Here is a 23,845-nt window from a genome sequence, read left to right on the forward strand (position 1 = left end):
GACGATCTCGGCCACCGAGTTACACCACTCTATGGGGCACTACTCGGAACCGGCCGACCTACCGCTCGCGGTGTCCGTCCCCGGACTGCCTCCGCTTCCCTCCCCGCTGCCGGCGGTGGCTCAGCGGGTCGTCTACCAGACCCTCGACGTCGACGGTCGACCCGTGGCCACATCCGGCGCGCTGTACGACTCGACCGCACCGTGGAACGGTCCCGGTCCACGACCCACCATCGTGATCGGGCCCGGTACGCAGGGTCAGGGCGATGCGTGTGCCCCGTCCCGGAATCTTGAGACGGCGCTCGGCGTGAACCCGCAGACCGGGGGCGCGGTGCCCTCATATGAGCAGGCGTTCGCGCTGGTCCTGGCCGCCCAGGGCTTCCGGGTGATGGTGATCGACTACATCGGGCTCGGCACGCCCGGCGTGCACACCTATTCCGACCGGGTGGAGCAGGCCCACGCCATGCTGGACGGTGCCCGGGCCGCCCGCGCTCTGAGCGGGGACGCTCCCGTGGTGTTCTGGGGTCACTCCCAGGGTGGAGGTGCCTCCGCGGCCGCTGCCGAGCTCGCCCCCGTGTACGCCCCGGACGTCGACCTGCGGGCGGCCTACGCGTCCGCTCCCCCGGCGGATCTGCTGGCGGTGCTCGACCACATCGACGGCTCCACGCTCACCGGTGCGATCGGGTACGCCATCAACGGCATGTCCCAGCGCTTCCCCGCCGTCCAGCAGGTGGTCGACAGGCAGGTCAACGGCGCCGGTCGGGCCGCGCTCGCAGACATCGCCGGCCTGTGCACCCTCGACCTGCGCTCGGCGTACGGGATGCGCACCACCAACGAGTGGACCCACTCGGGCCGCAGCCTCGGAGAGCTGATCCGCTCCGAGCCCGAGGCCTTGCGGGTCCTCGATCACCAGCGGATCGGCCGACTCCGACCCGAGGTCCCGGTGATGGTCGCCGGGGGTGTCAACGACGACATCATCCCGCTCGGTCAGGTCGAGCAGCTCGGCCGGGACTGGTGCGAACAGGGAACGGCCGTGCACTTCCGTTATGAGACGACCCCGCCCGTCGCCGGCGTGACGCACGCCGCGGCGGCCGTGACCAACTTCCCGGCGGCCCTGGACTTCGTCACCCGCCGGCTCGCGGGAGAACCCGCGCCGAACGACTGCGGGAGCCTGTAGCCCACGGGTCGGCGGGCATCTCGCGGGCAATACTGCTGCACTCCCTGCGAGATGCCCGCCGACCGGGGGCGCGGATCAGACGTCGAGGAAGCGGACGTCCCGCGCGTTGCGGGTGATGAAGTTGCGGCGCGCGTCGACGTCCTCGCCCATGAGGATCGAGAACAGCTCGTCGGCGGCCGCGGCGTCGTCGAGCGTGACCAACCGGAGGGTGCGCACCGTCGGATCCATGGTGGTCTCCCACAGCTCCTTGGGGTTCATCTCACCGAGACCCTTGTAGCGCTGGATCCCGTCCTCGACGTTGATCTTGCGCTTCTTCTCCAGACCGATCTTGAGGAGCTCGTCGCGCTCTCGGTCCGAGTACGCGAAGTCGGGCTCGCCCTTGCCCCACTTGAGCTTGTACAGCGGCGGCTGCGCCAGGTAGACGTTCCCGTTCTCCACCAGCGGCTTCATGAACCGGAACAGGAGGGTGAGCAGGAGCGTCGAGATGTGCTGACCGTCGACGTCGGCGTCGGCCATCAACACGATCTTGTGGTAGCGCAGCTTCTCGAGATCGAACTCCTCGTGGATACCCGTGCCCAGGGCGGTGATGATCGCCTGGACCTCCGTGTTCTTGAGGACCTTGTCGATCCGGGACTTCTCGACATTGATGATCTTCCCGCGCAGCGGCAGGATCGCCTGGAACATCGAGTCCCGGCCGGACTTGGCCGAGCCGCCGGCGGAGTCACCCTCCACGATGTACAACTCGGACTTGGCCGGGTCCTTGGAGCGACAGTCGGCCAGCTTCCCGGGGAGCCCGCCGATATCGGTCGCCGACTTGCGGCGGACCATCTCGCGGGCCTTGCGGGCGGCGACGCGGGCCTGGCTCGAGGCGATGCCCTTGTTGACGATCACCCTGGCCTCTGCCGGGTTGGCCTCGAACCAGTGACCGACGTGCTCCGAGACCTGCCGCTGGATGAAGCCCTTGACCTCGGTGTTGCCCAGCTTCGTCTTGGTCTGACCCTCGAACTGGGGGTCGGAGATCTTGGCCGAGATCACCGCGGCGAGGCCCTCGCGGATGTCGTCACCCGTGAGGTTGGGGTCCTTCTCCTTGAGCAGCTTCTTGTCGCGGGCGTACTTGTTCACCAGTGAGGTCAGCGCGGCGCGGAAGCCCTCCTCGTGGGTGCCGCCCTCATGGGTGTTGATCGTGTTGGCGAAGGTGTGGACCGACTCCGAGTACCCGGAGTTCCACTGCATCGCTACCTCGACCTCGTGGCCCGTGCCCTTGCCCTCGAAGTAGAGGATCGTCTGGTGGATCGCCGTCTTGGACTTGTTGATCGCGGTGACGTAGTCCTTGAGGCCGTCCGGGTAGTGGAAGGTGCGCTTGCGCTCACGGACCTTGACCGGCTCGGCGAGCTCGGTGGTCTCGACGGCGCCCTCGACGAAGGCCTGCTCCGCGTCCACGGCGTGCTCGATGTCCGACCCCTCGTCGGAACCGGGCGCGGAGTCGGATCCGCGACCCTCGCTGTCCGCGATCGCGTCGAGCTCCGCCGCCTGTTCCGCCCGGGACCGTCGATCGGTCAGGGTGATGGTCAGGCCCTTGTTGAGGAACGCCATCTCCTGGAGGCGACGGGCCACCACGTCGAAGTCGTACTCGGTGGACTCGAAGATCGACCCGTCAGCCCAGAAGCGGACCCTGGTGCCGGTTCCCTCGGCGGGCCCGGCGTCGACGAGCTCCTCGGGGACGGCCATGTTGAAGTTCTGCTGCCACAGGCGTCCGTCCCGCTTGATCTGCACCTCGACCCGCGTCGACAGCGCGTTGACCACCGAGATGCCCACGCCGTGGAGACCACCGGAGACCGCGTAGGAGTCGGAGTCGAACTTGCCGCCCGCGTGCAGCTGGGTCATGACGACCTGCACGGTGGGCATGCCCTGCTCGTGCATCTCGACGGGGATGCCACGGCCGTCGTCGATCACCTCGACGCCGCCGTCCTCCAGCAAGGTCACCTTGACACCGGTCGCGTGGCCGGCCATTGCCTCGTCGATCGAGTTGTCCACCACCTCCCAGATCAGGTGGTGCAGACCGCGCGTCCCTGTGGAGCCGATGTACATACCCGGACGCAGCCGGACGGCCTCGAGTCCTTCGAGAACGGTGATCGATGACGCACCGTAGTCGTTCGTGCCCTTCTTGCTGGCCTTGCTCTTGGCGTCCGCCACGTGCGAACTCCTCGCGTCTCGGGGGTCTGGGACCGGCCCAGTCTACCTGCGAGAACCCGCGCGCGGCCCCCGGGCTCGCCAGGACGGGCCCGATGGCCACCCGGGTGGCTCCGCCCCTCAGCCGTAGGTGTCCCGCGGCCCACGACCGGACACGTGCAACGGACCCTTCCGCCAACTGGGTTTCTCGGGGCCCTCGATCTTGAGGCGACGCACGTGACCCGGTCCCATGGCCGCGGCGATCTTGCGGAGGATGTCGGCCGCCACGAGCCGGAGTTGGGTCGCCCACGCGGTGCTGGAGGCGCGGACGTACAGCACGCCCTCCTCGAGTCGCTCCGGGGTGGCGTGCGCGGACATGTCCTCGCCGACGATGCGGTCCCACTCCGCGAACAGCCGACCGGTGGTGACCTTGTCGTCCCAACCCCGTCTCTTGGCGACCTGGCCGACGAGTCGCCCGAGCGGCTGGGGATCCCAGGGGTCGGCACCCGACCCGGTCCAGCCACGTTTGCGCAGCCGCTTCCCGCCTCCCACCGGACCGGTTCGCCCGCGACCGACCTGTTTGCCGTCCGCACGAGCCCGTGTGCGTGCCTCCTCGAGGGCCTGCCTCGCGATGTCATAACCGCGTTGTGGCGGGTCGGACGGTGTTATCGGATCCCTCCGCTGATCGTCGGTCACCTGTGGACCTCCCTGGTCGAGAGTGCGGTGTCGTCGTCTCCGTCGTTCTGGTCGTCGTCCATAACCTCGTCGTGACGTCCGGCGGCGCGGCGCGACACCGTGATGTCCGAGTGACGACCCGCGCCCTCCCCCGTCATCACCACGTCATGACGGACCCCTCGCAATCCGTCCGGGACGTCCTCGCCGACCGCCGCGGTCACCAGGACCTGTTCGACGCCGGCCGCCGCCGCCGCGAGGGCGGCACGGCGGTGGCGGTCGAGTTCGGCGAACACGTCGTCCAGGAGCAGGACGGGCTCGATGCCGTCCGCCCGGAAGAGTTCGAGCGATCCGAGGCGCAGAGCGAGGGCGAACGACCACGTCTCGCCGTGGCTCGCGAACCCCTTGGCGGGCTCGTCACCGAGCGACAGGACCACATCGTCCCGGTGCGGTCCGACGAGGGACATCCCGCGGTCGATCTCGTCCTGGCGTCTCCTGCCCAGCTCTGCGAGCAGGACAGCCTCGACGAGCTCGGGGTCGGCCAACTCGGACTCCTCCGGCGCGGCGGCGACCCGGAACCGGTACGCGAGATCGGCCGGACGGGACTCCGGCGCCAGACCGCGATAGGCATCGACGACCAGAGGTCGCAATTCCTCGAGCAGGAGGACGCGCCCCGAGACGATCCTCCCCCCGAGTTGGGCGAGACGACCGTCCCACACGTCGAGCGTGTCCAGGGCCGCCTCCGCCTCCTCCCCCCTCCCGCGCCGGAGCACGCCGGAGGCGGATTTGAGGAGGGCCGACCGCTGTCGGAGAACAGAGGAGTACTCGGCGAGGTCGCCCCCGTGGGCGGGCCGACGTTGGACCAGGAGCTCGTCGAGCAGTCTGCGACGCTCGGCCGGCTCCCCCCGGACCAGGGCCAGGTCCTCGGGTGCGAAGAGCACGGACTGCACCACCCCGAGGATGTCGCCGAGGCGGCGGCAGGGCGAGGTGTTGAGCCGTGCCCGGTTGGGCCGCCCCGAGTTGAGGGCCAGCTCCACGGTGAGTTCACGTCCGGCGTTGTGGGCGAGGGCGGCGATCATGGCCGTCTCCGCGCCCGTGCGGATCATCGGTGCCTCGGCTGCGACCCGGTGCGATCTCAGGGTGGCCAGCACCCCGACGGCCTCGAGGACGTTCGTCTTCCCGTGACCGTTGCGTCCCACCAGTGTGGTCACCCCGGGCTCCAGCTCCAGCTCGAGCAGAGGCCAGGATCGGAAATCCAGGAGCCTGAGGTGACGCAGGTGCATGCCGGGCGGCTTCGGGAGAGCCGGGTCAGCCCGGCAGGCGGACCGGCATGAGCAGGTAGGTGTGGTTCGAGTCGACGGGGGCGATCGCGCCGTCGGCGTCCGGGGAGGGCAGTTCCTCGGGAGCGGGACGCAGGACCGCGGGACGGCTGGCCTGGGTGAACCCGAACGCGACGCGCGCCGAGTGCATGCTGCCGAGCCCGTCCAACAGGTAACCGGGGTTGAACGCGATGGTCAGGGGCTCACCGAGGAAGTCGACGGGGAGGGTCTCCGAGGCCTGGGCCGCGTCATCCCCGCCCGCGGAGAGCGCCAACTCACCGTCGGAGAACGTCATCCGGACCTGCACTCCCCGGTCCGCGACCAGCGCGACGCGCTTGATGGCCTGCACCAGCGCGTCGACCTGGACGACCGCCATCGAGGTGTGTTGGGTCGGCAGCAGCTGGCGGACCTTGGGGAACTCGGCGTCGAGGAGCCGCGTCGTGGTGCGCTGCCCGGAGACCAGCACGCCCATGATGCCGTCCGCCCCGACCTCCGAGCCCGCGCCCAGGCTGAGGTCGACACGCCCACCCTGGCCCGCCGACCGGGTCACGTCGGACAACGTCTTGGCCGGGATCAGGACCTCCACGGCCACGTCCTCGCGAGCGGGTTCCCACTCCAGATCCCGGATGGCCAGGCGGAACCGGTCGGTCGCGATGAGGGTGACCCGGGGTCCCTCGATCTCCATCCGGATGCCGGTGAGCATCGGGAGCGTGTCGTCCTTGCCGGCCGCCACGGCGACCTGGGCCACGGCCTCGGAGAACGCGTCGACCGCGGCCGATCCGGTCACCCCGGGCATCGCCGGCAGCTGCGGGTAGTCCTCGACCGGCATCGTCGGCAGGGTGAACTTGGCGGTGCCGCAGTTGATGTACATCTTCTGGGCGCTCACCGTGACCTCGACCGGACGGTCCGGGAGCGCGCGGGCGATGTCGGCCAACAACCGACCGGACACCAGCGTGCTCCCCGGCTCGGACACCTCGGCAGGGACGGAGACCTGCGCGGAGGTCTCGTAGTCGAAACCCGAGATGGTCAGACCGGAGTCCGCCTCGAGGAGAACCCCGCCGAGGATCGGGACCGACGGTCGAGACGGAAGGGTCCGCGCCACCCAGGCCACCGAATCGGCGAAGTCCTCGCGGGTGACGCGGAACGTCGGATCCGTGATCTCCATCGGTGACCTCTTTCTGGGCGGAGCGCGTACCGCCGGTATCTGGACGAGTGGTCTGTTCGCGGCTGCGGTCTCGGTCGTTCTCTGGCGTCCGACGGGGTCCGCCGGATCATCTCCATGAGAGTAACCGCTCCCGCCGACAGCGGGAACACGGAGTCCTGTAACCCGGTCAAGCAGGCTCGCCGTTCCACATACCTACTTCTTACAAGAACTCTCTAGAGAGATAAGTAGTAGTAGTAGGTCCTGTGAAATTGTGAGCCGATACCTGTCTACGCAGTTCAGGGTGCGATTGTGGCTGTGGACCGAATCGGCTCATCCTGTGACTTGCGAGCGGCGCGGGTGGAATCACAGATTTCGGTCCACCGTCTGTCCACCGTCGGTCCACAGGAACCCACAGAGTTGTCCACAGGTGTGAAGGGTGTGGCACGTGGTGTGAGGGGGGTCACATTTGCGTGTCGGAACGGTCACACGGCTCCGGCTCTCGAGAAGCGGGGTGGTCCCCGTGGGGCGGGCGTGTGCGGCGCCGGGCCACCCGGGGGGCGCCCGGACGAGGAGCCACGCGGAACCGAGCGGTCCGGCCGGACGAGGGCATGGACGAGGGCATCGGCGAGCGCACGGACGAGCCGCCGCAGGAGCAGCAGAGGGATCGCGTGGGTGTGAGGCCGGGGGACGGGTCGGAGAGCCGTCAGAGAGACCGCGAGCGTTCCTTGATCCGGGCGGTGAGCTCCTGGATCTGGTCGTACATGCGCCGGTCGTCCTTGATCTCCTTGAGGATCTTCCGCTGGGCGTACATGACCGTGGTGTGGTCCTTGCCGCCGAAGGTGACGCCGATCTTGGGTAGCGAGAGGTCCGTGAGCTCTCGACAGAGGTACATCGCGATCTGGCGGGCGCGGGAGAGAGACCGGGTCTTCGACGTCCCGCAGAGCTCGTCGATGCTGGTGGAGAAGAACTCCGCGGTCACCGCCATGATCGTCGCGGCCGAGATCTGGAGGGAATCGTCGTCCGAGACCACGTCGCGCAGGACCACCTCGGCCAACGGGACGTCGATCTCGTGTCCGTTGAGGGAGGCGAACGCGACGACCCTGATCAGCGCACCCTCGAGCTCGCGGATGTTGCGCTGCACGCGTGTGGCGATCAGCTCCAGGACATCGCGGGGGACCACGTAGTTCTCCGACTTGGCCTTCTTGTCGATGATCGCGATTCGCGTCTCGAGCTCGGGCGGCTGGATGTCCGTGATGAGACCCCACTCGAAGCGGGTACGCAGCCTGTCCTCGAGGGGCTGGAGCTGCTTGGGGGGCCGATCGGAGGAGATGACGATCTGCTTCTGGGCGTTGTGGATCGTGTTGAAGGTGTGGAAGAACTCCTCCTGCACCTGCTCCTTGCCGATGAGGAACTGGATGTCGTCGACCAGGAGGATGTCGGCCTCTCGGTACCGCTTCTTGAACATGTTCTGGCGGCCGTCGCGGACGGAGTTGATGAAGTCGTTGGTGAACTCCTCGGTCGAGACGTACTTGACCTTCTGTTCGGAGTACATCCTCAGGGAGTAGTGCCCGATCGCGTGGAGCAGGTGTGTCTTGCCGAGCCCCGACTCGCCCCAGATGAACAGCGGGTTGTAGGCGCGCGCCGGGGCCTCCGCGACGGCGAGCGCCGCCGCTCGGGCGAACCGGTTGGAGTTCCCCTGGACGAACGCGCTGAACGTGTACCGCTCGTTGAGTCCAGGCGCGGTCGCCGCCGACAGGGCCTCGTCGCGGTCGCTGCCGTGCAGCAGTCGTTCGGCCGCGATCTGCTCCTCGGTCATGCGGACCGGGCGCGAGGTGGCCGGCGGATGGGAGGCCTCCGGCTCGGGTCGGTGTATCTCGTCGACGTCGATCCGGGGATCGTCGGCATCGGAGTGGTGGTGCCGGCCGGCGAGGGAGGTGTCGACCTTGACCGCCAGATCGACGGGCTCCCCGAGTTGGGAACTGAGCGCGCGGGTGATCGGCCCGCGCAGGATCGACTCGATGTTGTCCCGGGCGAACGCGGACGGCGCGGCGAGCATCGCGAACCCGTTGACCACGGCGATCGGTTGGACGAGACGCAACCAGGCCTGCTGCTGGCGGGACAACGCGGGATTGTCATCGCTGGCCAGAGACGGGTCGGTCAGCTTGTCGAGGACCGCGCTCCACACGTGTTCGAGGTCAGGAGACACGGTGGGCGGTCTCCTCTCGTCGGTGTGAAGTGGTTCCGGGTGGCCGACCCTCTCGGCCCGGCCGGGCACCACACTCTATCCACAGGCTCCGACCCAGGTCCAACGCGGTATCCACATGGTTGTCCACAGCTGTGGAAGATAGACCGGCCCCGCGGTGGCGGGTTCGGTCTCCAGTGCGTGAGGGTGGGGTCTGCTGCGTCGTGATTACGTTAGGCGGCCCGGGTGGGGCTCGATGATGAATGACCGTAACAACACCGTGAACTCGTGGGCAACCCTCAAGATCAACTGGAGGGCGGATGTCAAGCATCCGGCGTCCCGGCGTGTTGCCGTGGCCTGCAGGGTGGTACCGATGGTGCGGATGTGATTACACGGTTTGGTGGCGAGGCCATCGTGCGCGTAATCTTGAGCAGTCTGTCGCGCGCCCGTGAGGCGTGCGGCGCGTCGTGGTACCGCCCGTCAGTGGTGTTTCGACGACATCAGGAACTCGATCGGGCGCACGAGTGGCGCCTACTTCACGTGAGGAGCCAGTCATGGCCAAGGGCAAGCGGACTTACCAGCCGAACAACCGTCGTCGTGCCAAGGTGCACGGCTTCCGTCTCCGGATGCGCACGCGCGCCGGTCGCGGCATCGTCGGCGCTCGCCGCCGTAAGGGCCGCGCCTCGTTGACGGCCTGATCCGGGCCGGGGTGGCGGGTGCTTCCCAGGACCCACCGGCTCCACCGTTCCGCTGACTTCGCGGCGGTGGTGCGGAGGGGTGCGAGGAAGGGCCGCCGGACGATGGTCGTACACGCCCACGTGGACTCTTCGGACGTCCGCGTGGGCGGTCCTCGTTTCGGCCTGGTCGTCAGCAAAGCCGTCGGTGACTCGGTGACCCGCCACCGTGTCAGCCGGCGGCTTCGTCATATCGCCGCCGAGTTGCTGGCGGAGCTCGATCCCGATCTCCTGATCGTGGTCAGGGCCAATCCGGCCTCTGCGGCGGCCTCCCATGACGATCTGGTCCGCGATATGCGTTCCGGTCTGTCCTCCGCGGTGCCGCGTGCTCGTGAGGAGCGGTCATGACCGAGGGCCGCCACGGCCCCGTGGCCCGGGTCCTTCTGTGGATGCTCGACTTCTACCAGAAGGGGATCTCGCCCCTGACCCCACCGAGCTGCCGGTTCGAACCCACCTGCAGCAGTTACGCGGTCGAGGCCGTTCGAGTGCACGGCGCCTGGTACGGGACGTGGCTCTCGGTGTGGCGGTTGTTGAGATGTGGTCCCTGGACTCCCGGCGGGTGGGATCCGGTCCCGGAACCCCGTTCCTCCGAGCCCCGCGCCCCCGACGATCCCGCGGATCATCCCCACGAGCATCCCGACAACTCCGAACGAAGCTAGGACTCCACCACCGATGTCGTTCATCACCGACCCTCTGGTCTACTACCCGATCTCCGGGATCCTCTGGTTCTGGCACAAGATCTTCGCGTTCCTCGGGGGCTTCCTGCCCTGGGTGGAGTCACCCGACTCCAACGGCGCCATCTGGGCGCTCTCCGTGATCTTCCTCGTGGTCACCCTCCGCATCCTGCTGTTCTGGCCGGCGGCCAAGCAGATCCGCTTCTCGCGGAAGATGCAGGAGATGCAGCCGCGGATGAAGGAGCTGCAGAAGCGGTACAAGAACGATCGCGAGAAGCTCGCCACCGAGACGCGCAAGCTCCAGAAGTCCGAGGGCTTCAATCCGGTCCTCGGTTGTCTGCCGATGTTCATCCAGATCCCCGTCTTCCTGGGTCTGTTCCATGTGCTCCGGTCCTTCAACCGGATGGGCAACAACTTCGGTGCGCTCGGTATGAGCGCGGAGGAGACGCGGAACACCGGCAACTACGTCTTCAACGCGGACGAGGTCCAGAGCTTCCTGGACGCGCGGCTGTTCGGCGCTCCCCTGTCGTCGTTCATCTCCCAGCCGATCGAGCAGTTCCAGGCGTTCGTCGACCCCGGGGCGGCACTGGACTTCGAGCGCTGGAACATCATCATCGTGGCCATCCCGCTGATGATCGTCTCGGCGGTCACCACGCACCTCAACGCCAGGATCTCGCTGTCCCGCCAGTCGCCTGAGGCCGCGGCCAACCCGCAGGCCAAGATCATGAACCAGTTGATGCTGTGGGCCTTCCCCATCGGCATCCTGGTCACCGGCGCGTTCTGGCCGATGGCGATCCTCGTCTACATGGTCACCAACAACCTGTGGACCCTCGGCCAGCAGTACTACCTCTTCGAGAAGATGGCCAAGGAGGACGACGTGGCCGCCCTCAAGCGCCGTGAGGAGCAGAAGTCCCTCGCCCCGCGGGTCGGCGTGAAGCCCGTCAACCCCAAGAGGGGCCGGGGTGCCCCGACAGGTACCGCCGTGGCCTCCCAGGAGACGGTGGCCGGTGTGACGTCGGATGACGACGACGACCCGGACGCCGCCCCGGCGGTCGCTCCCGCGCCCTCTCCGGGCGCGGCTCCTCGGCCGGGTCAGAGACCTCAGCAGCCGGGCGGTCAACGGACGCGCCCCGCACAGAAGAGCGGCGGGGGAAGCGGTAAGGGCAAGAAGAAGAAGCGTAAACGCTGACCGCAGGTCAGTCAGACCACCGACAAGGTCCCCGATGCCCCGGCATCGGGGACCTTGTCCCATACTTGGGGTGAGTACTCGCCGGCCAGGACGGGCGCGGCGATCGGCGGCGATGACGGAGGCAGATCCATGTCGAAGAAGAACATCGAGGTGTCGGAGGAGCGTCTTGTCGAGGAGGGCGAGGTGGCCGGTGACTACCTCGAGCAGCTCTTGGACATCCTGGACTTCGACGGGGACATAGATCTGGATGTCGAGGGCGATCGTGCGATCGTCAGCATCGACGGGAGCGAGGATCTGGATCGCCTCGTGGGTTCCGACGGTGCGGTTCTCGACGCCGTCCAGGAACTGACCCGGTTGGCCGTTCAGCAGGAGCTGGGAGATCGCAGCCGGTTGATGTTGGACATCTCCGGGTGGCGCGCTGCCAAACGCGAGGCGTTGACCGAGGCCGGTCGGGTGGCCGCACTGCGGGTGCTCGAGTCCGGCGAACCCGAGGAGCTCGAGCCGATGACCCCGTTCGAGCGGAAGGTCATCCACGATGCGATAGCGGAGATCGAGGGAGTGTCCTCGGACTCGACCGGGGCCGAGCCGAATCGGCGGGTCGTGGTCCTGCCGGCCTGACCGAGCTGCCGGCCTGACCGAGCCGGTTCGAGTGCCGGACAGCGAGACGAACGGGGGCGCGGGCGTGGAGCCCGCGCCCCCGGCGTCATGTAGGGGTTGAGCGTGCTGCGGACACGGCTACTTACATCGATGTTATTCGGGGGATGTTTCACGTGAAACCAGAGGCGATTAGCGCCGGAAGAGGACGACGATGACATGAACGAGGACACAGGGCACGAAACGACACGTGACGCGATCGATGCGTCCACAAGCGATGACGCCCGGGACGATACGAGTGAGACGTCAATGGTCGGGACTCCCCCGGAACCTCCCGCCGGCGCGGGTTCAGTGTTCGGCGACCGTCTCCCCCTCGCGGTCAGGTACGTGGAGATCCTCGCGACCGCCGGTCTGGAGCGGGGACTGATGGGACCACGCGAGCGCCCGCGGCTGTGGGACCGACATGTACTCAACAGTGCGGCGGCCGCCGTCGGCTTCATGGAGAACGAGTCGGTGGTCGACATCGGCAGCGGCGCCGGCCTACCGGGCATCCCGCTCGCGCTTGCCCGGCCCGATCTCCGCATCACTCTGGTCGAGCCCCTCCTCCGTCGGTCGACCTTTCTGCTCGAGGTGGTCGACCAACTGGGACTGGATGTTCGTGTCGTGCGCGGACGTGCCGAGGAGAAGGACGTGATCGCAGACGCCGGCGGTGCTGACGTGGTGACGTCGCGGGCCGTCGCTCCGCTCTCGCGGCTCGCCGGATGGTCTGCGCCGTTGCTCAGACCGGGTGGTCGGATGGTGGCGCTGAAGGGTGCCTCCGCCGCGGACGAGATCGAGCGAGACGAGCGGGCCCTCCGGAAACTGGGCTTCGATGGTGCGCGCGTCGAGGTCGTGTCCGCACCGGATGCGGAGGAGACGAGGCTGGTCATTGCGACGCTCGCGACTAGAGTGGGTAGCCGTGGCTCCCGCTCTCGCGCACGCGGTTCACGGCATCGGTGATGTCCGTCGGAATCGCAGCGGGCGATGTCGGTTTCACGTGAAACACTGGCGGCAGGGGCATCGGGACGATGCGCTGAGTTGCTCTGACAGGTAGTTGAAAGGTGACGGATGTCCGAAGACGAGACCCCGATCTTCGCGGCCGCACGGCAGGCGAACGAGGTACTCCACGGCGACGCCCCCGCGTTGCCGAGGCCCCCGCATCCGCGGATCATCACCATCGCCAACCAGAAGGGTGGGGTGGGTAAGACCACCTCGACGGTCAATCTTGCGGCGTCTCTCGCCCTCGGTGGTCTCGGGGTCCTGGTGATCGACATGGACCCGCAGGGCAACGCCAGCACCGCGCTCGGAGTGGATCACCGGGAGGGAACCCCGTCGAGCTACGAGCTCCTCATGTGGGAGCACGCCCTGGAAGACCTCATGCAGAGCAGTCCCCATGCCGAGCGTCTGTTCTGTATCCCGGCGACGATCGATCTCGCGGGATCCGAGATCGAGTTGGTGGGCCTCGACCACCGGGAGCATCGGCTCGCCGAGGTGCTCAACAGCGAGGACCTCGTGTCGTTGGGCATCGACTATGTCCTGATCGACTGTCCCCCCTCGTTGGGACTGCTCACGGTGAACGCGATGGTGGCGGCGAGTGAGGTGCTGATCCCTATCCAGTGCGAGTACTACGCGCTCGAAGGGGTCGGCCAGTTGCTGCGCAATGTCGAGTTGATCCAGCAGCACCTCAACCGGTCGTTGGAGATCTCCACCATCATGCTGACGATGTACGACGGACGGACCAAGCTCGCAGAGCAGGTCGCCGGCGAGGTCCGTACCCACTTCGGTGACACGGTGCTCCGTACCGTCATCCCGAGGAGCGTCAAGGTGTCGGAGGCTCCCGGGTACGGGATGACCATCCTCCAGTACGACGCCGGATCCCGGGGCGCTCTCGCGTACCTGGACGCGGCGAAGGAGCTCAACAGCCGCGCGGATCGTCTGCACTCACACGTGGAGGACGGCCGCGTGTCCACCGGCACGGAGGAGAGTCGATGAGTCAGCAACGCAGGGGTGGTCTCGGCCGGGGGCTCGCCGCCCTGATCCCCACGGGGCCGGACGAGGGTCCACGTCTGGGCAGTGATGCAGCCGACGTGATCCTGGGTCCCAGGGGCGGTGGTCCGCGGACCACTCCCCCCAGGCCGAGGTCCAGCGGTCCGGGGACGTCGGCAGCGAGCAACGTCTCCGTCGACGACGCCGATCGGGCACCCCGTCCGGACGGTGCGAGGGACGACGATGTTTCACGTGAAACCGACGACCTCGTGGATCCCGGCGCGGTGTATCGCGAGATCCCTCCGTCGGCGATCGAGCCGAACCCGAAACAGCCCCGAACCCATTTCGACGAAGAGGCGCTGGCCGAGCTGGCTCACTCCGTCAAAGAGTTCGGGCTCCTCCAGCCGATCGTCGTCCGTGAGATCGCGGCCGGCCGATATCAGCTCATCATGGGCGAGCGACGCTGGCGCGCGAGCCAACGGGCCGAGCTCCCGACGGTCCCGGCGATCGTGCGGCAGACAGACGACGAGGATCTCCTCCGGGACGCGCTTCTCGAGAACATCCATCGGGTCCAGCTCAATCCCCTCGAGGAGGCGGCGGCGTACCAACAGCTCCTCGAGGAGTTCGACGTGACGCAGGCCGAGCTCGCGACCCGGATCGGTCGGTCGCGTCCGGCCATCACCAACAGCATCCGTCTGCTCCAGTTGCCGACCGCTGTTCAGCGCCGAGTGGCGGCCGGTGTGCTGTCCGCCGGCCATGCCCGAGCACTGCTGGGCCTCGAGGCCGGGGCGCCCGCCCAGGACGAGCTCGCAGCGCGAATCGTGGCGGAGGGCCTGTCGGTCCGGGCCACGGAGGAGATCGTCACTCTGTTGAACCGGGAGGGCGACGGTACGGCGTCGAGGCCCTCCCCCGCGCCACAGGGTCGCCGACGGGATCCCGAGTTGGAGGCGGTGGCGGGTCGACTGTCCGATCGCTTCGAGACGTCGGTGTCGGTCACCATGGGGCGGCGCAAGGGGCGCATCACGATCGACGTGGGCGACGCCGACGACCTGAACCGGGTCCTGACGCTACTCGAGGGCGGGACGCCCGGATCGCCGCGATGAACTCGATCCGGCCGCTCGACCTCTCAGCCGTGGACCAGCTCGGGCCCCGGGCTCGCAAGTGTGTGTACTGGCAGACTGACGGGCAGGTCGGCCAGGACGAGCCGGGGGATCCCGAGTTCGAGAAGGAGGCGTGGATCTCCCACGTGTCCCTGGAATGGGGTGTGTGTGGTCAGATAGCCAGCTATGGTGACCGCTCGACCGGGGCGGCGTTCTACGCGCCCCCCGGGATGGTGCCGCGTGCGGCCTGCTTCCCGACCTCCCCGGTGGGCTCGGACGCCATCCTCCTGGCGGGGCTGAGCATCGAGCACGGGGCGCCCGGCGGTGCGCTGACCTCGCTCCTCGATGCGGTGGTGGTGGATCTGCGCCGACGCGGAATCAAGGCGATTGAGGCCTTCGGGGTGACGTCCGGGGACACCGGGGACGTACTGTCACGTGACACGTGTGGTTCGGAGTCGTGCATCGCTCCGACCGGCTTCCTCGTGGAGCACGGGTTCACCGTCGTGGCCGAGCACGAGACCCATCCGAGACTCCGACTCGATATCGAGAGTGAGCATCTCTGGAAGGCCGACGTCGAGAGGGCGCTCGATCAGCTCTTCGCGGAGCGGGGATTCGCCACCAGGAGGCTGGGGGTGTTGTCCGGGGCGACCGCCCGGCACACGGTGGACCCGCGGGCGGGACGTCAGTCCCGCTGACGCTGTTCGTAGTCGATCAGCTCGTTGACGGACATCGACCCGGTGGGGTGATCGTCCTCGTCGAGTAGGTAGAGGCGTTTCACCCCCACGAGGATGGAGTCGATGATGGTGTCCTGTGCGGTGCGGTCCCCGAGGATGGAGAGATCGCGGGGATTGTAGGCGTACCCCAGAACGATCTGGATGGACGGCATCCGGGTCATCCGGAGAAGGGGCCAGCTCCGCCCGTGGGTGCGACAGTCGCGGAGACTGGTGCGACTGACGATCTCGCGCTGGATGAACCCGGACAGCGCCTCCCCGAGCATCGACTCGGCACCCAGGGAGTTGCCGAAGTAGAAGGTGGCGACACCGTTGCCCACCGGGTTGGGATGCCGGTCCAGGCGGAGCGAGATCATGAGATCGGCGTTGAAGGCGTTCGCGATCTCGGCGCGCTCGGGGTCGGTCGGGATCATCGCCTCCGGCCGGGAGAGGAAGACCTCGACCCCCGCCTGGTTCATCCGCTCGGACAACCGCCGGGTGATGTCCCAGAGCAGCTCGGCATCCGTGATGGTTCCGTGCGGGGTGTCCATGCGGATCGGGTTCTCCGAACCGCTGGGGCCGGGGTCCAGGACGATCCGCTTGCCGGCGAGCATCGGGCCGGAGGTCCGCGCCCGCTCGCGCTCGACCAGCGAGGAGACGTCCCCACCCTTGAACAGGGTGGAGAACCTGTTCAGGGTGTCCAGGGTCTCGGCTCCCACGACGCCGTCCGCGGGCAGGCCGCAGTCCCGCTGGAAGTCCGTCGCCGCGGCATGGGTGAGGGGACCGAAGGTGCCGTCGACCAGTCCCGCGTAGAAACCGAGTTCCCCGAGCCGACGCTGGAACTGCGCCACGTCGTCCCCGGCCATGGGCCTGGAGACGATGTAGCTGAGATCGCGGGTCCCGAGGACGTGGGTGGCGTCATGGAGCGCCGCCTGGGTCGACGGACCCACGATGCCGTCCGAGATGAGCCCACGGGCCTGCTGGAAGGCCAGGACGGCCGTCTCCAGGTCGGCGTCGAACACGGCGTCGGTCCGGGCCAGGATCGATCCGGTCTGGGGTTCGGTGACCCCGACGGACTCGATGTTGTGCAACAGGCCCATTCCCGCGAGGGTCGCCCGGATCGAGGCCACCTCGGGCCCACGGTCACCGCGTCGCCACGCCATGGTTCTCCTCCGCTCCACTCGACTGGGTACCCGGATGAACTTACCGCCTCCGGCGCGGACGTGCCCGGAGCGCACCCGAGTGGGCGGGGCGTCTAGAGGACGTCCCCGAGTTCGGTGCGCAGCGCCGACTTGGACTTCGCTCCGGTGATGCGCTTGACCGGCTTGCCCTCGGAGAACAGCAGCATCGCCGGGATGGCGGTGATCTGGTACTCGGCGGCGAGCTCCTGGTTGGCCTCCACGTCGACCTTGGCGACCGTGAGCTTGTCGGACTCGGCTCCGGCGAGCTCGTCCAGGACCGGCGCCATCATGGTGCAGGGGCGGCACCAGGTGGCCCAGAAGTCCACCAGGACGGGCTTCGACCCGCTGGCGGCGAGCACGGCCTCGGCGAAGTCGTCCTCGGTCACGTCGATGATGTTAGGGGTGTTCACGGCCATTGTGGTGGGTCCTTTCGGGGTGGGGGTGTGGGCGTCCCGGGTGTCCCGCCCGCGCGGATCGGGTCCGCCCGGTGGGTGTCAGGCCTGCTCGGCGAGCCAACGCTCGGAATCGATCGAGGCGGCGCACCCCGAACCGGCGGCCGTGATGGCCTGCCGGTAGCGGTGGTCCACCAGGTCGCCGCAGGCGAAGACCCCCGGGATCGAGGTCGCGGTGGTCTGGCCGGTGAGGACGTACCCGTCCTCGTCGACCTCCACCTGGTCCCGGACCAATTCGGAGCGCGGGTCGTGACCGATCGCCACGAACATCGCGGCCGTCTCGAGCTCGCTCGTCTCACCGGTGACCGTGTTGCGCAGCTTGAGGCGCTCGACCGATCCACTGGCACCCGAGAGCACCTCGTCGACCGTGGTGTTGAGGACGAACGAGATCTTCTCGTTCTCCTTGGCCCGTTCGAGCATGATCTTGGAGGCGCGGAACTCCTCCCGCCGGTGCACGATGGTCACCGAGGAACCGAACTTGGTGAGGAAGGTGGCCTCCTCCATGGCGGAGTCGCCGCCGCCCACCACGACGATCGGCTTGTCCCGGAAGAAGAATCCGTCGCAGGTGGCGCAGGAACTCACGCCACGGCCGAGGTACTCCTGCTCGCCGGGGACGCCGAGGTAGCGTGCGGCGGCGCCCATGGCGAGGATCACGGCGCGGGCGCGGTGCTCCTCCTCCCCCACGCGGACGACCTTGACCTCGCCGGCCAGGTCCATCGAGGTGACGTCCTCCATGCGGAGGTCGGCGCCGAAGCGCTCGGCCTGCTCCCGCATCTGCATCATCAGGTCGGGGCCCATCATCCCCTCGGCGAAGCCCGGGAAGTTCTCGACCTCCGTGGTGGTCATGAGCGCGCCGCCGAACTGCGAACCCTCGAACACCACCGGCTTGAGCTCGGCCCGAGCGGAGTAGATGGCGGCGGTGTACCCGGCCGGGCCGGATCCGACGATGATGACGTCGTGGAGGGTGTCGCTCATGGGTTCTTCGGACTCCTTGGCGGGTGGGGAACGTGGGCCGGGACGATCTGCGGATCCACACGATCTGCGGAACCACTATGCCGATCGATGGATCTACTAAGGCGACAACACCCGGCGGGTCGGTGTTGTTCCCTCAGTCGGTGAGGGTGACCCCCGCGAGGAGCACGCTGAGCTTGGCCCGCCCGCGCGAACACCGGCTCTTGATGGTGCCGGGGCGGGCGTTGAGCAGGTGGCACGCCTCGGCCACCGTGCAGCGCAGCATGTCGACGACGACGACCGCGTCCCGCTGGTCGGTGGGCAGCTCCGCCAGGGCCTCGGCGACGATGATCGCGTAGGCGGGGTCCTGGTAGAAGTGGTCCCGCAGCGAGATCTCCTCGTGCAGTCTGGGAGTGAGCTCGGAGTGGGTGCGCAGGCGTTGTGACCGCATCTTGTCCAGGCAGGCGTTGACCACGATGCGGTAGAGCCAACCCTGGACGGGGCAGGCGTGGCGGAAGGAGTCGGCCTTCCGGTACGCCGAGATGAGGGCGTCCTGGAGCGCCTCGGCGGCGTCCTCACGGTTGAAGGAGGTCCGTATGGCCAGCCGCCACAGGTAGTCGTAGTGGCGCCGGACGAGGGCGGAGAACGCGTCCGGGTCGCCCGCGATGTGCGCGTCGAGCAGCTCGACGTCCGAGAGCGCGGACCCGGCCGTGAGGGGCGACCCGGCGGTGAGCGGGGAGCGTCCCGTGACCGTGGAGAGATCGTCGACGGCACTGGTGTTCACGGCGGTGACGTTAACGCGGCGGGGACCTCCGTGGGGCTGTCACCTCGGGCCCGGGAGCGGGCAGCCGGCTCGACCTCGTTCTCGACGTCGCTCTCGACGTCGCTCTCGAGTCGATGCGGCCGGGAGGGCTCGACCGTGGCCGGGCCGGATCACCGGGTGAGCAGGATCTCGCTGATCGACGCCGCGTACGACTCGGGGCCGGAGGTACCGAGCCGGGTGAACCACACGATCAGGTACCGGGACTCCTCGGGCTCGTCGATCGTCACGGTCCCCGAGCCGTCCCGGATCGTCCCCTCCCCGAGCAGGGTCGTGTCCTCGAGGGAGTCCGGGGACGCGCTGTCGGTGACCCGGACCTCGAAGCGCACACCGTCGTCGTCCGAGTGGACCACCACGCGCCGGGTCTCCTGCTCGCCGTCGAGGGTCAACAGGAGGCCCACCCCGGGCTTGTACGCGGCCCCGCCGTCACCGAGTTGGTTGCGGTAGGTGTCGGTGGACCACGAGGTCGACCTGTCACCGTCCGCGACGTTCGGGGCGCTCGAGGAGTTCTCGGCGACCCCCGCCGACCCGACGGGCTGCCACGAGGTGACGTCCGAGACCGTGACGGGCGTGGACGGTGCCTCACGGGTGGGCTCGGTCTCCCCCGCGCCCGACTCCTCCGATGCGGGCTCGGTGGTCGCGGCGGACCTGCTGGCCTGGGCGGCCCGTTCGATCGCGTCGAGCTGCTGGGACAGGGGGGTCTCGTCGCCGCCACCGGCCAGCGCCCCGAGCAGCCACGCGGACAACAGCGCGATCACCACGACGGCCGCCGCGCTGGTGCCGGCCATGATCTGCCAGCGACGTTTCTGGGTGGCCTCGTCCGGCTGTGGGTAGGCCTCGTCGATTCGGTCCGCGTCGTATCGGTCCGCGCCATACCGGTCCGTATCGGGCCCGCCGTGGGACTGCCGGTCCGGAGTGACGCCGCGCGCCAGTCCCCCCGTCCCGTCCCCCGGCCGGTCGCGCGGGCCGGCCACGGGGTCACCGTGTCCGGGTGCCGTGGGGACGGCGGATCCGGACGAGGACGCGGCGCGGACCGGCCCGCCGGCGCGGTCGGCGATCATCGACCGCACGGTGGCGGCCGAGCTCACCGACGACCCGTCGAGGGAGCGCATGGCCAGCACGGCGGACTCGGGCGGGACGCCGGTACCGACCACGGTGGGGTCGAGCGGCTCGTCGTCGTCGTCGACAGGGGCGGCCCCGGGGCGCCCGTCCCGGGGCTCGTGGAGCTCCGACCCCTCGGGCAGGGGTCCCGGCCACCGGCCGGTGAGCAGCGTGTAGAGCACCATGCCCAGCCCCCGCACGTCACTCCGGGTGTCGCTGTCGCGGGAGACGCCGGGGAACGCCAGCAGGGCGCGTCCGTCCTCGGTGACCCGGATGCGGTCCGGGGAGTCCACGCCGAGGACCAGGCCGTGTTCGGCCGCCCGCGTGGCGGCGTCCGCCAGACCCCACATGGCCGCCACGGCCGAGTCGGGGTCGGGATCGCCGACGGCGGCGGCGAGGCTGAGCCCGGGGACCCATTCGCTCACCACGATGCCGCCGGCGCGGCCGCGGATCACGTCGAGCACACGGGCGAGTCCGTCCGAGTAGACGCGGGTCAGGGCCACGGTCCGGTCGAGGACGCCCGTCGCCGAACCCGGGGGCTGTTCACCGGGCAGCGGATCGACGAAGGTCAGCGCGACCTCGCGGCCGAGTCGCTTGTCGCGGGCTCGCCAGAACGCCTGACCGGCGACCCCGCCGTGGGGTTCGAGGAGTTCGTACCGTCCACCCGAGACCAGTCCCCCGACGGTCAGGCGCGGTGGACCCGAGGGCGAACCCTGTGCCGGAACACCGTTGACATCGCCCACCCGTCGACCTCCTCGATGACGCGGCCGTCCAGCCGATCCGCCCGCTCCTGACCCCCCGAGTGTACGGTCCGCACGTCCCGGGACACGACTATCGCCTCAGACGCCCCACGAGGCCCCGGATGACGGGAGTGACGGCGTCCAGCTCCGGCAGGCGTGACCGGGACAGGATCAGCCCGGTGACCACGAGGGTGATGACCGCGGCGAGCCCGGCCCGGAAGACGTAGCCGATACTGCCGACCGAGTCGGTGAGCAGGTCCAGGGGCAGGAGGGTGTCGACGGCGAGGGCGACGAGCGCGCCGGCAGCCGACGCCCCGAGGGTCCAGACCGCCGACCTCGCGGTCTCGCGCCCGCGCAGGGAGCCGAGCCTGCGGCGTAGCAGGATGTATCCGGCCACCGCGCCCACGACCCAGCCGATCCCGTTGGCCAGGGCGAGGCCGATCACCACGTGGGAGCGTTCGTTCGCGACCAGCGGGACGATGAGCGACAGGACCACGCGGACGATGGTGATCGCGAGGATCATGACGGTCGGGGTCCAGTAGTCCTCGCGGGCGTAGAACACCCGCTGCTGGAGCAGGACCACCGCGTACGGCACCAGGGTGAACGCCCCGAAGGCCAGGGTGAGGCCGAGGATGTCGGCGTTCTGGGCGTCGAAGTTGCCGTACCGGAACAGGCCGGTCGCGATGGTCGGGCCGAAGGCGGTCATGAAGGCGATGATCGGCAACAGGCCGAAGAGGGACAGCCTGGTGCCGAGCGAGATGTCGCGCACGACCGCGTCCGTCCGCCCGGCGACGCCGTTGTCGGCCAACCGCGGGTTGATGGCCGTCAGGAGGGTCACACCGATGATCCCGTAGGGCACCTGGAGCAGCAGCCAGTACGTGCCGTAGATGGCGATGGCCGCCTCGTCGGCGGCGGAACCGATGCGGTTGGTCATGACCAGACCGACCTGCGAGATGAACACGTAGGACAACCCGGCGAGGGCGTTGCCCCCGAACTGGCGGATCCGGGGGTCCAGCCCCCACTGGGGACGCAGGACCACGCCGGCACGGCGCAGCGCGGGCAGCAGGACCGCGGCCTGCACCACCACGCCGAGGGTCGTGCCCAGGCCGAGCAACAGGATCGGGGCGCTGAGGAGGTTGACCGGGGCCGCCGGGTCGATGCCGCTCCCGACCACGGCGAACAGGGCCAGGGTCGCGATGGCCACCAGGTTGTTCCACACCGGGGCCCACGCACCGGGTCGGAAGATCCCGTTGTAGTTGAGCACGGCGAGCATGACCGAGAAGACGCCGTAGAAGAAGATCTGCGGCAGCAGCAGGAAGGCGAACGCCGTGGCGAGGTCCGTGTTGACCTCACCGTCCCCGAGGTTGAGTTCGGTGAGCAGGGGCGCACAGGCCACCGCCACCACCGTGGCGACCAGCGCCAACAGGGAGGTGGCCGTGAGCAGGCGCCGGATGAACGAGACCCCCCCGTCCGGGTCCTCCTGGGCCGCCCTGGCGAGCAGGGGCATGAACATGGCGGTGAGGACCGACCCCAGGACGAGCTCGGTGATCATGTTGGGCAGCGTGTTGGCGGTGTTGAACGCCGAGGCCACGGCGGGGCCGAGAATGGTGAGGATGAGGATCATCCGGACGAAACCGGTGATCCGGCTGGCGAGGTTGGCCACGGCCATCGACCCCGTGGACCGCATCACCGAGGCGTCGGACGAGTCCCGCGTGGTGGTGCCGGTCCCCCCGCCCCGGGTCGCCGGGCCCGGTGGGATCGGGACCACGGGGTCGACGGGTACCGAGTCGGGCGCGAACGAGTCGGCGACCGGTGGCGGCGAGACGGGGCGTGGCGAGACGCAGCTCCCGGATTCGCGGCGGCGGCCCCGCAGCCCGGGATCCGGTCTACGCAGCCCGGGTTCGGGGGAACCCTGCTCGTCGTTCACGGTCGGTGCCCTTCGTCCGCGGGGTCGAGGATCCCCCGACGGTAGCGCAGGTACCGGCGGCCTCCGAGGACGAGGGCGAGTGCGGCCGCGGCGATCGCGAAGCCCTGCGCGACGGGATACCCACCGGACTGGACCGAGAGTTCGACCGGGTCGGACAGTCGCGTCCCGTCCGGCCCGTGGAGGGCGAAGACCACGGTGTGGCGGACCCCGCCCTCGGAGTCGGACTGGGTGGGGACCTGGAGGGTGCGGGAGCCCGCGGCCGGGATCTGGATGAGACCGACCGGGTCGACGGTGATGTCCTCGGGCGCGGTGACGGTCACGTCCACGCGCACGGGGAACGGCAGCGCGTTGCGGGTCACCAGCATGAGCGGACTGTTGGGACTCGCCATGGTGAACACGCTGCCCGGGGTCAGGAGATCGACGCGCGCCAGCGAGGCGGTCACCGTCTCCCCGAGCCGCGCCAGGCGGGTCGCGCCGCGGTCCCGGGCGGCCGCACCGGTCCCCGTCTCGAAGGTGAGACCGTCCCCGCCGGCGCGCCGACCGGTCTCCGAGATCGCCCGGAGGGCGTCACCCACCAGCGGGTCGAGGTGTGCGGCCGCATCCGCCGAGGTCGGGTCGGAGGTGTCCACCAGCGATCGGAGGGTCCCCGTCCCCGAGAGCGCCCCCGCCAGTCGTCGGACGGTGTCCCCCCCGGGGTCGTCCGCGAAGGGATCGGCGAGTCCGGGGTCCACCGCTCCGGTGGGGTCCTCGGCGAGGGTCCCCTCGGGGATCGTGACGGGACCGGTCAGGCGTTCGGACAGCGGCACCGCACGCATCCGGCCTGTGGAGAGCTGGTCGCCGAGGGTCTCGAGCAGTGAGTTCGCGGACTCCTCGTCGACGCCCCAGACCTGGGGGGGAACCGCGAGGACCCCCTGTCCGGCCACGGCGGCGTCGTCTCCCGCGGCGGCGGAGGGGTTGGTGGCCGAACCGGTGGCGGCGTCGATCACC

The 23,845-nt window shown here is 69.1% G+C and carries 22 protein-coding genes; 10 read left to right on the plus strand and 12 right to left on the minus strand.

Annotated elements, in window-relative coordinates:
- Positions 1-1,174, plus strand: a 1,174-nt coding sequence (locus G6031_RS13480; protein WP_182653535.1) for an alpha/beta fold hydrolase, incomplete at its 5' end; no start/stop codon positions are given.
- Between the two features lie 75 nt (positions 1,175-1,249).
- Here the strand turns inward: G6031_RS13480 and gyrB are convergent.
- The 5 genes from gyrB to dnaA all read right to left on the minus strand — a co-directional run bounded on the left by gyrB (position 1,250) and on the right by dnaA (position 8,663).
- Positions 1,250-3,367 (minus strand): DNA topoisomerase (ATP-hydrolyzing) subunit B, encoded by a 2,118-nt coding sequence (gene gyrB / locus G6031_RS13485; RefSeq protein WP_182653536.1) that lies wholly within the window; start codon positions 3,365-3,367, stop codon positions 1,250-1,252.
- 117 nt (positions 3,368-3,484) lie between these two features.
- Positions 3,485-4,039 carry a DciA family protein gene (locus G6031_RS13490; RefSeq protein WP_179524013.1) on the minus strand — a complete coding sequence of 185 codons (555 nt, stop codon included), beginning with the start codon at positions 4,037-4,039 and terminating at the stop codon, positions 3,485-3,487.
- Complete coding sequence (gene recF, locus G6031_RS13495; protein ID WP_182653537.1) at positions 4,036-5,298, minus strand: DNA replication/repair protein RecF; 1,263 nt, start codon at positions 5,296-5,298, stop codon at positions 4,036-4,038. Before recF ends, G6031_RS13490 begins: the two co-directional genes overlap by 4 nt.
- A gap of 25 nt (positions 5,299-5,323) precedes the next feature.
- Positions 5,324-6,499: a DNA polymerase III subunit beta gene (dnaN, locus tag G6031_RS13500; RefSeq protein ID WP_182609574.1), complete on the minus strand. Its 1,176-nt coding sequence runs from the start codon at positions 6,497-6,499 to the stop codon at positions 5,324-5,326.
- Between the two features lie 682 nt (positions 6,500-7,181).
- The gene (gene dnaA, locus G6031_RS13505; RefSeq protein WP_259844122.1) at positions 7,182-8,663 is read right to left on the minus strand and encodes a chromosomal replication initiator protein DnaA; all 1,482 of its coding nucleotides are present in this window, start codon (positions 8,661-8,663) and stop codon (positions 7,182-7,184) included.
- A gap of 551 nt (positions 8,664-9,214) precedes the next feature.
- On the opposite strand from dnaA, the gene rpmH reads away from it, so the two are divergent.
- The 9 genes from rpmH to G6031_RS13550 all read left to right on the plus strand — a co-directional run bounded on the left by rpmH (position 9,215) and on the right by G6031_RS13550 (position 15,671).
- Positions 9,215-9,358 (plus strand): 50S ribosomal protein L34, encoded by a 144-nt coding sequence (rpmH, locus tag G6031_RS13510; protein WP_179524010.1) that lies wholly within the window; start codon positions 9,215-9,217, stop codon positions 9,356-9,358.
- Positions 9,359-9,376: 18 nt separating this feature from the next.
- A complete protein-coding gene (gene rnpA, locus G6031_RS13515) occupies positions 9,377-9,742 on the plus strand; it encodes a ribonuclease P protein component (protein WP_182609575.1) in 366 nt (121 codons plus the stop codon).
- Entirely contained in the window at positions 9,739-10,053 is a 315-nt protein-coding gene (gene yidD / locus G6031_RS13520; RefSeq protein WP_179524008.1) for a membrane protein insertion efficiency factor YidD, read from the plus strand. Before rnpA ends, yidD begins: the two co-directional genes overlap by 4 nt.
- A 13-nt stretch (positions 10,054-10,066) precedes the next feature.
- Positions 10,067-11,257, plus strand: a complete 1,191-nt coding sequence (gene yidC, locus G6031_RS13525; RefSeq protein WP_182609577.1) for a membrane protein insertase YidC — start codon at positions 10,067-10,069, stop codon at positions 11,255-11,257.
- A gap of 129 nt (positions 11,258-11,386) precedes the next feature.
- Positions 11,387-11,875: a R3H domain-containing nucleic acid-binding protein gene (locus tag G6031_RS13530; protein ID WP_182644535.1), complete on the plus strand. Its 489-nt coding sequence runs from the start codon at positions 11,387-11,389 to the stop codon at positions 11,873-11,875.
- 285 nt (positions 11,876-12,160) lie between these two features.
- Positions 12,161-12,850 carry a 16S rRNA (guanine(527)-N(7))-methyltransferase RsmG gene (gene rsmG, locus G6031_RS13535; RefSeq protein ID WP_241737349.1) on the plus strand — a complete coding sequence of 230 codons (690 nt, stop codon included), beginning with the start codon at positions 12,161-12,163 and terminating at the stop codon, positions 12,848-12,850.
- A 108-nt stretch (positions 12,851-12,958) separates the two neighbouring features.
- Positions 12,959-13,882: a ParA family protein gene (locus G6031_RS13540; RefSeq protein ID WP_182609579.1), complete on the plus strand. Its 924-nt coding sequence runs from the start codon at positions 12,959-12,961 to the stop codon at positions 13,880-13,882.
- Entirely contained in the window at positions 13,879-14,979 is a 1,101-nt protein-coding gene (locus G6031_RS13545; RefSeq protein ID WP_182653539.1) for a ParB/RepB/Spo0J family partition protein, read from the plus strand. The genes G6031_RS13540 and G6031_RS13545 overlap by 4 nt, the downstream gene beginning before the upstream one ends.
- The gene (locus G6031_RS13550) at positions 14,976-15,671 is read left to right on the plus strand and encodes a hypothetical protein (RefSeq protein WP_182609581.1); all 696 of its coding nucleotides are present in this window, start codon (positions 14,976-14,978) and stop codon (positions 15,669-15,671) included. The genes G6031_RS13545 and G6031_RS13550 overlap by 4 nt, the downstream gene beginning before the upstream one ends.
- On the opposite strand, the gene G6031_RS13555 is transcribed toward G6031_RS13550, so the two are convergent.
- From G6031_RS13555 to G6031_RS13585, 7 genes are all read right to left on the minus strand, one after another.
- Positions 15,659-16,849, minus strand: coding sequence for an N-acetylmuramoyl-L-alanine amidase (locus G6031_RS13555; protein WP_179524001.1), 1,191 nt, complete (start codon positions 16,847-16,849; stop codon positions 15,659-15,661). The genes G6031_RS13550 and G6031_RS13555 overlap by 13 nt on opposite strands.
- A 92-nt stretch (positions 16,850-16,941) precedes the next feature.
- Positions 16,942-17,283, minus strand: a complete 342-nt coding sequence (gene trxA / locus G6031_RS13560; RefSeq protein ID WP_179524000.1) for a thioredoxin — start codon at positions 17,281-17,283, stop codon at positions 16,942-16,944.
- Positions 17,284-17,361: 78 nt separating this feature from the next.
- Entirely contained in the window at positions 17,362-18,294 is a 933-nt protein-coding gene (gene trxB / locus G6031_RS13565) for a thioredoxin-disulfide reductase (protein ID WP_182653540.1), read from the minus strand.
- A 133-nt stretch (positions 18,295-18,427) separates the two neighbouring features.
- Positions 18,428-19,054 carry an RNA polymerase sigma factor SigM gene (gene sigM / locus G6031_RS13570; protein ID WP_182653541.1) on the minus strand — a complete coding sequence of 209 codons (627 nt, stop codon included), beginning with the start codon at positions 19,052-19,054 and terminating at the stop codon, positions 18,428-18,430.
- A 149-nt stretch (positions 19,055-19,203) separates the two neighbouring features.
- A complete protein-coding gene (locus G6031_RS13575; RefSeq protein WP_182653542.1) occupies positions 19,204-20,934 on the minus strand; it encodes a protein kinase family protein in 1,731 nt (576 codons plus the stop codon).
- A gap of 88 nt (positions 20,935-21,022) precedes the next feature.
- Positions 21,023-22,858, minus strand: a complete 1,836-nt coding sequence (locus tag G6031_RS13580; RefSeq protein ID WP_179523996.1) for a lipid II flippase MurJ — start codon at positions 22,856-22,858, stop codon at positions 21,023-21,025.
- Positions 22,855-23,845, minus strand: a 991-nt coding sequence (locus G6031_RS13585) for a DUF6049 family protein (protein WP_241737350.1), incomplete at its 5' end; no start/stop codon positions are given. The genes G6031_RS13585 and G6031_RS13580, both read right to left, overlap by 4 nt.

Origin of the sequence: Dietzia sp. CQ4 (assembly GCF_014145125.1) — a bacterium.
GTDB classification, from domain to species: domain Bacteria; phylum Actinomycetota; class Actinomycetes; order Mycobacteriales; family Mycobacteriaceae; genus Dietzia; species Dietzia natronolimnaea.

What these genes read in the sequence shown, in the direction of transcription:
- rsmG (WP_241737349.1), top strand. Translation starts at nt 12,161, where the DNA reads ATGGTCGGGACTCCCCCGGAACCTCCCGCCGGCGCGGGTTCAGTGTTC.
- dnaN (WP_182609574.1), bottom strand. Translation starts at nt 6,499, where the DNA reads ATGGAGATCACGGATCCGACGTTCCGCGTCACCCGCGAGGACTTCGCC.
- G6031_RS13530 (WP_182644535.1), top strand. Translation starts at nt 11,387, where the DNA reads ATGTCGAAGAAGAACATCGAGGTGTCGGAGGAGCGTCTTGTCGAGGAG.
- G6031_RS13555 (WP_179524001.1), bottom strand. Translation starts at nt 16,849, where the DNA reads ATGGCGTGGCGACGCGGTGACCGTGGGCCCGAGGTGGCCTCGATCCGG.
- G6031_RS13550 (WP_182609581.1), top strand. Translation starts at nt 14,976, where the DNA reads ATGAACTCGATCCGGCCGCTCGACCTCTCAGCCGTGGACCAGCTCGGG.
- rpmH (WP_179524010.1), top strand. Translation starts at nt 9,215, where the DNA reads ATGGCCAAGGGCAAGCGGACTTACCAGCCGAACAACCGTCGTCGTGCC.
- recF (WP_182653537.1), bottom strand. Translation starts at nt 5,298, where the DNA reads ATGCACCTGCGTCACCTCAGGCTCCTGGATTTCCGATCCTGGCCTCTG.
- G6031_RS13545 (WP_182653539.1), top strand. Translation starts at nt 13,879, where the DNA reads ATGAGTCAGCAACGCAGGGGTGGTCTCGGCCGGGGGCTCGCCGCCCTG.
- trxA (WP_179524000.1), bottom strand. Translation starts at nt 17,283, where the DNA reads ATGGCCGTGAACACCCCTAACATCATCGACGTGACCGAGGACGACTTC.
- yidC (WP_182609577.1), top strand. Translation starts at nt 10,067, where the DNA reads ATGTCGTTCATCACCGACCCTCTGGTCTACTACCCGATCTCCGGGATC.
- yidD (WP_179524008.1), top strand. Translation starts at nt 9,739, where the DNA reads ATGACCGAGGGCCGCCACGGCCCCGTGGCCCGGGTCCTTCTGTGGATG.
- trxB (WP_182653540.1), bottom strand. Translation starts at nt 18,294, where the DNA reads ATGAGCGACACCCTCCACGACGTCATCATCGTCGGATCCGGCCCGGCC.
- G6031_RS13540 (WP_182609579.1), top strand. Translation starts at nt 12,959, where the DNA reads ATGTCCGAAGACGAGACCCCGATCTTCGCGGCCGCACGGCAGGCGAAC.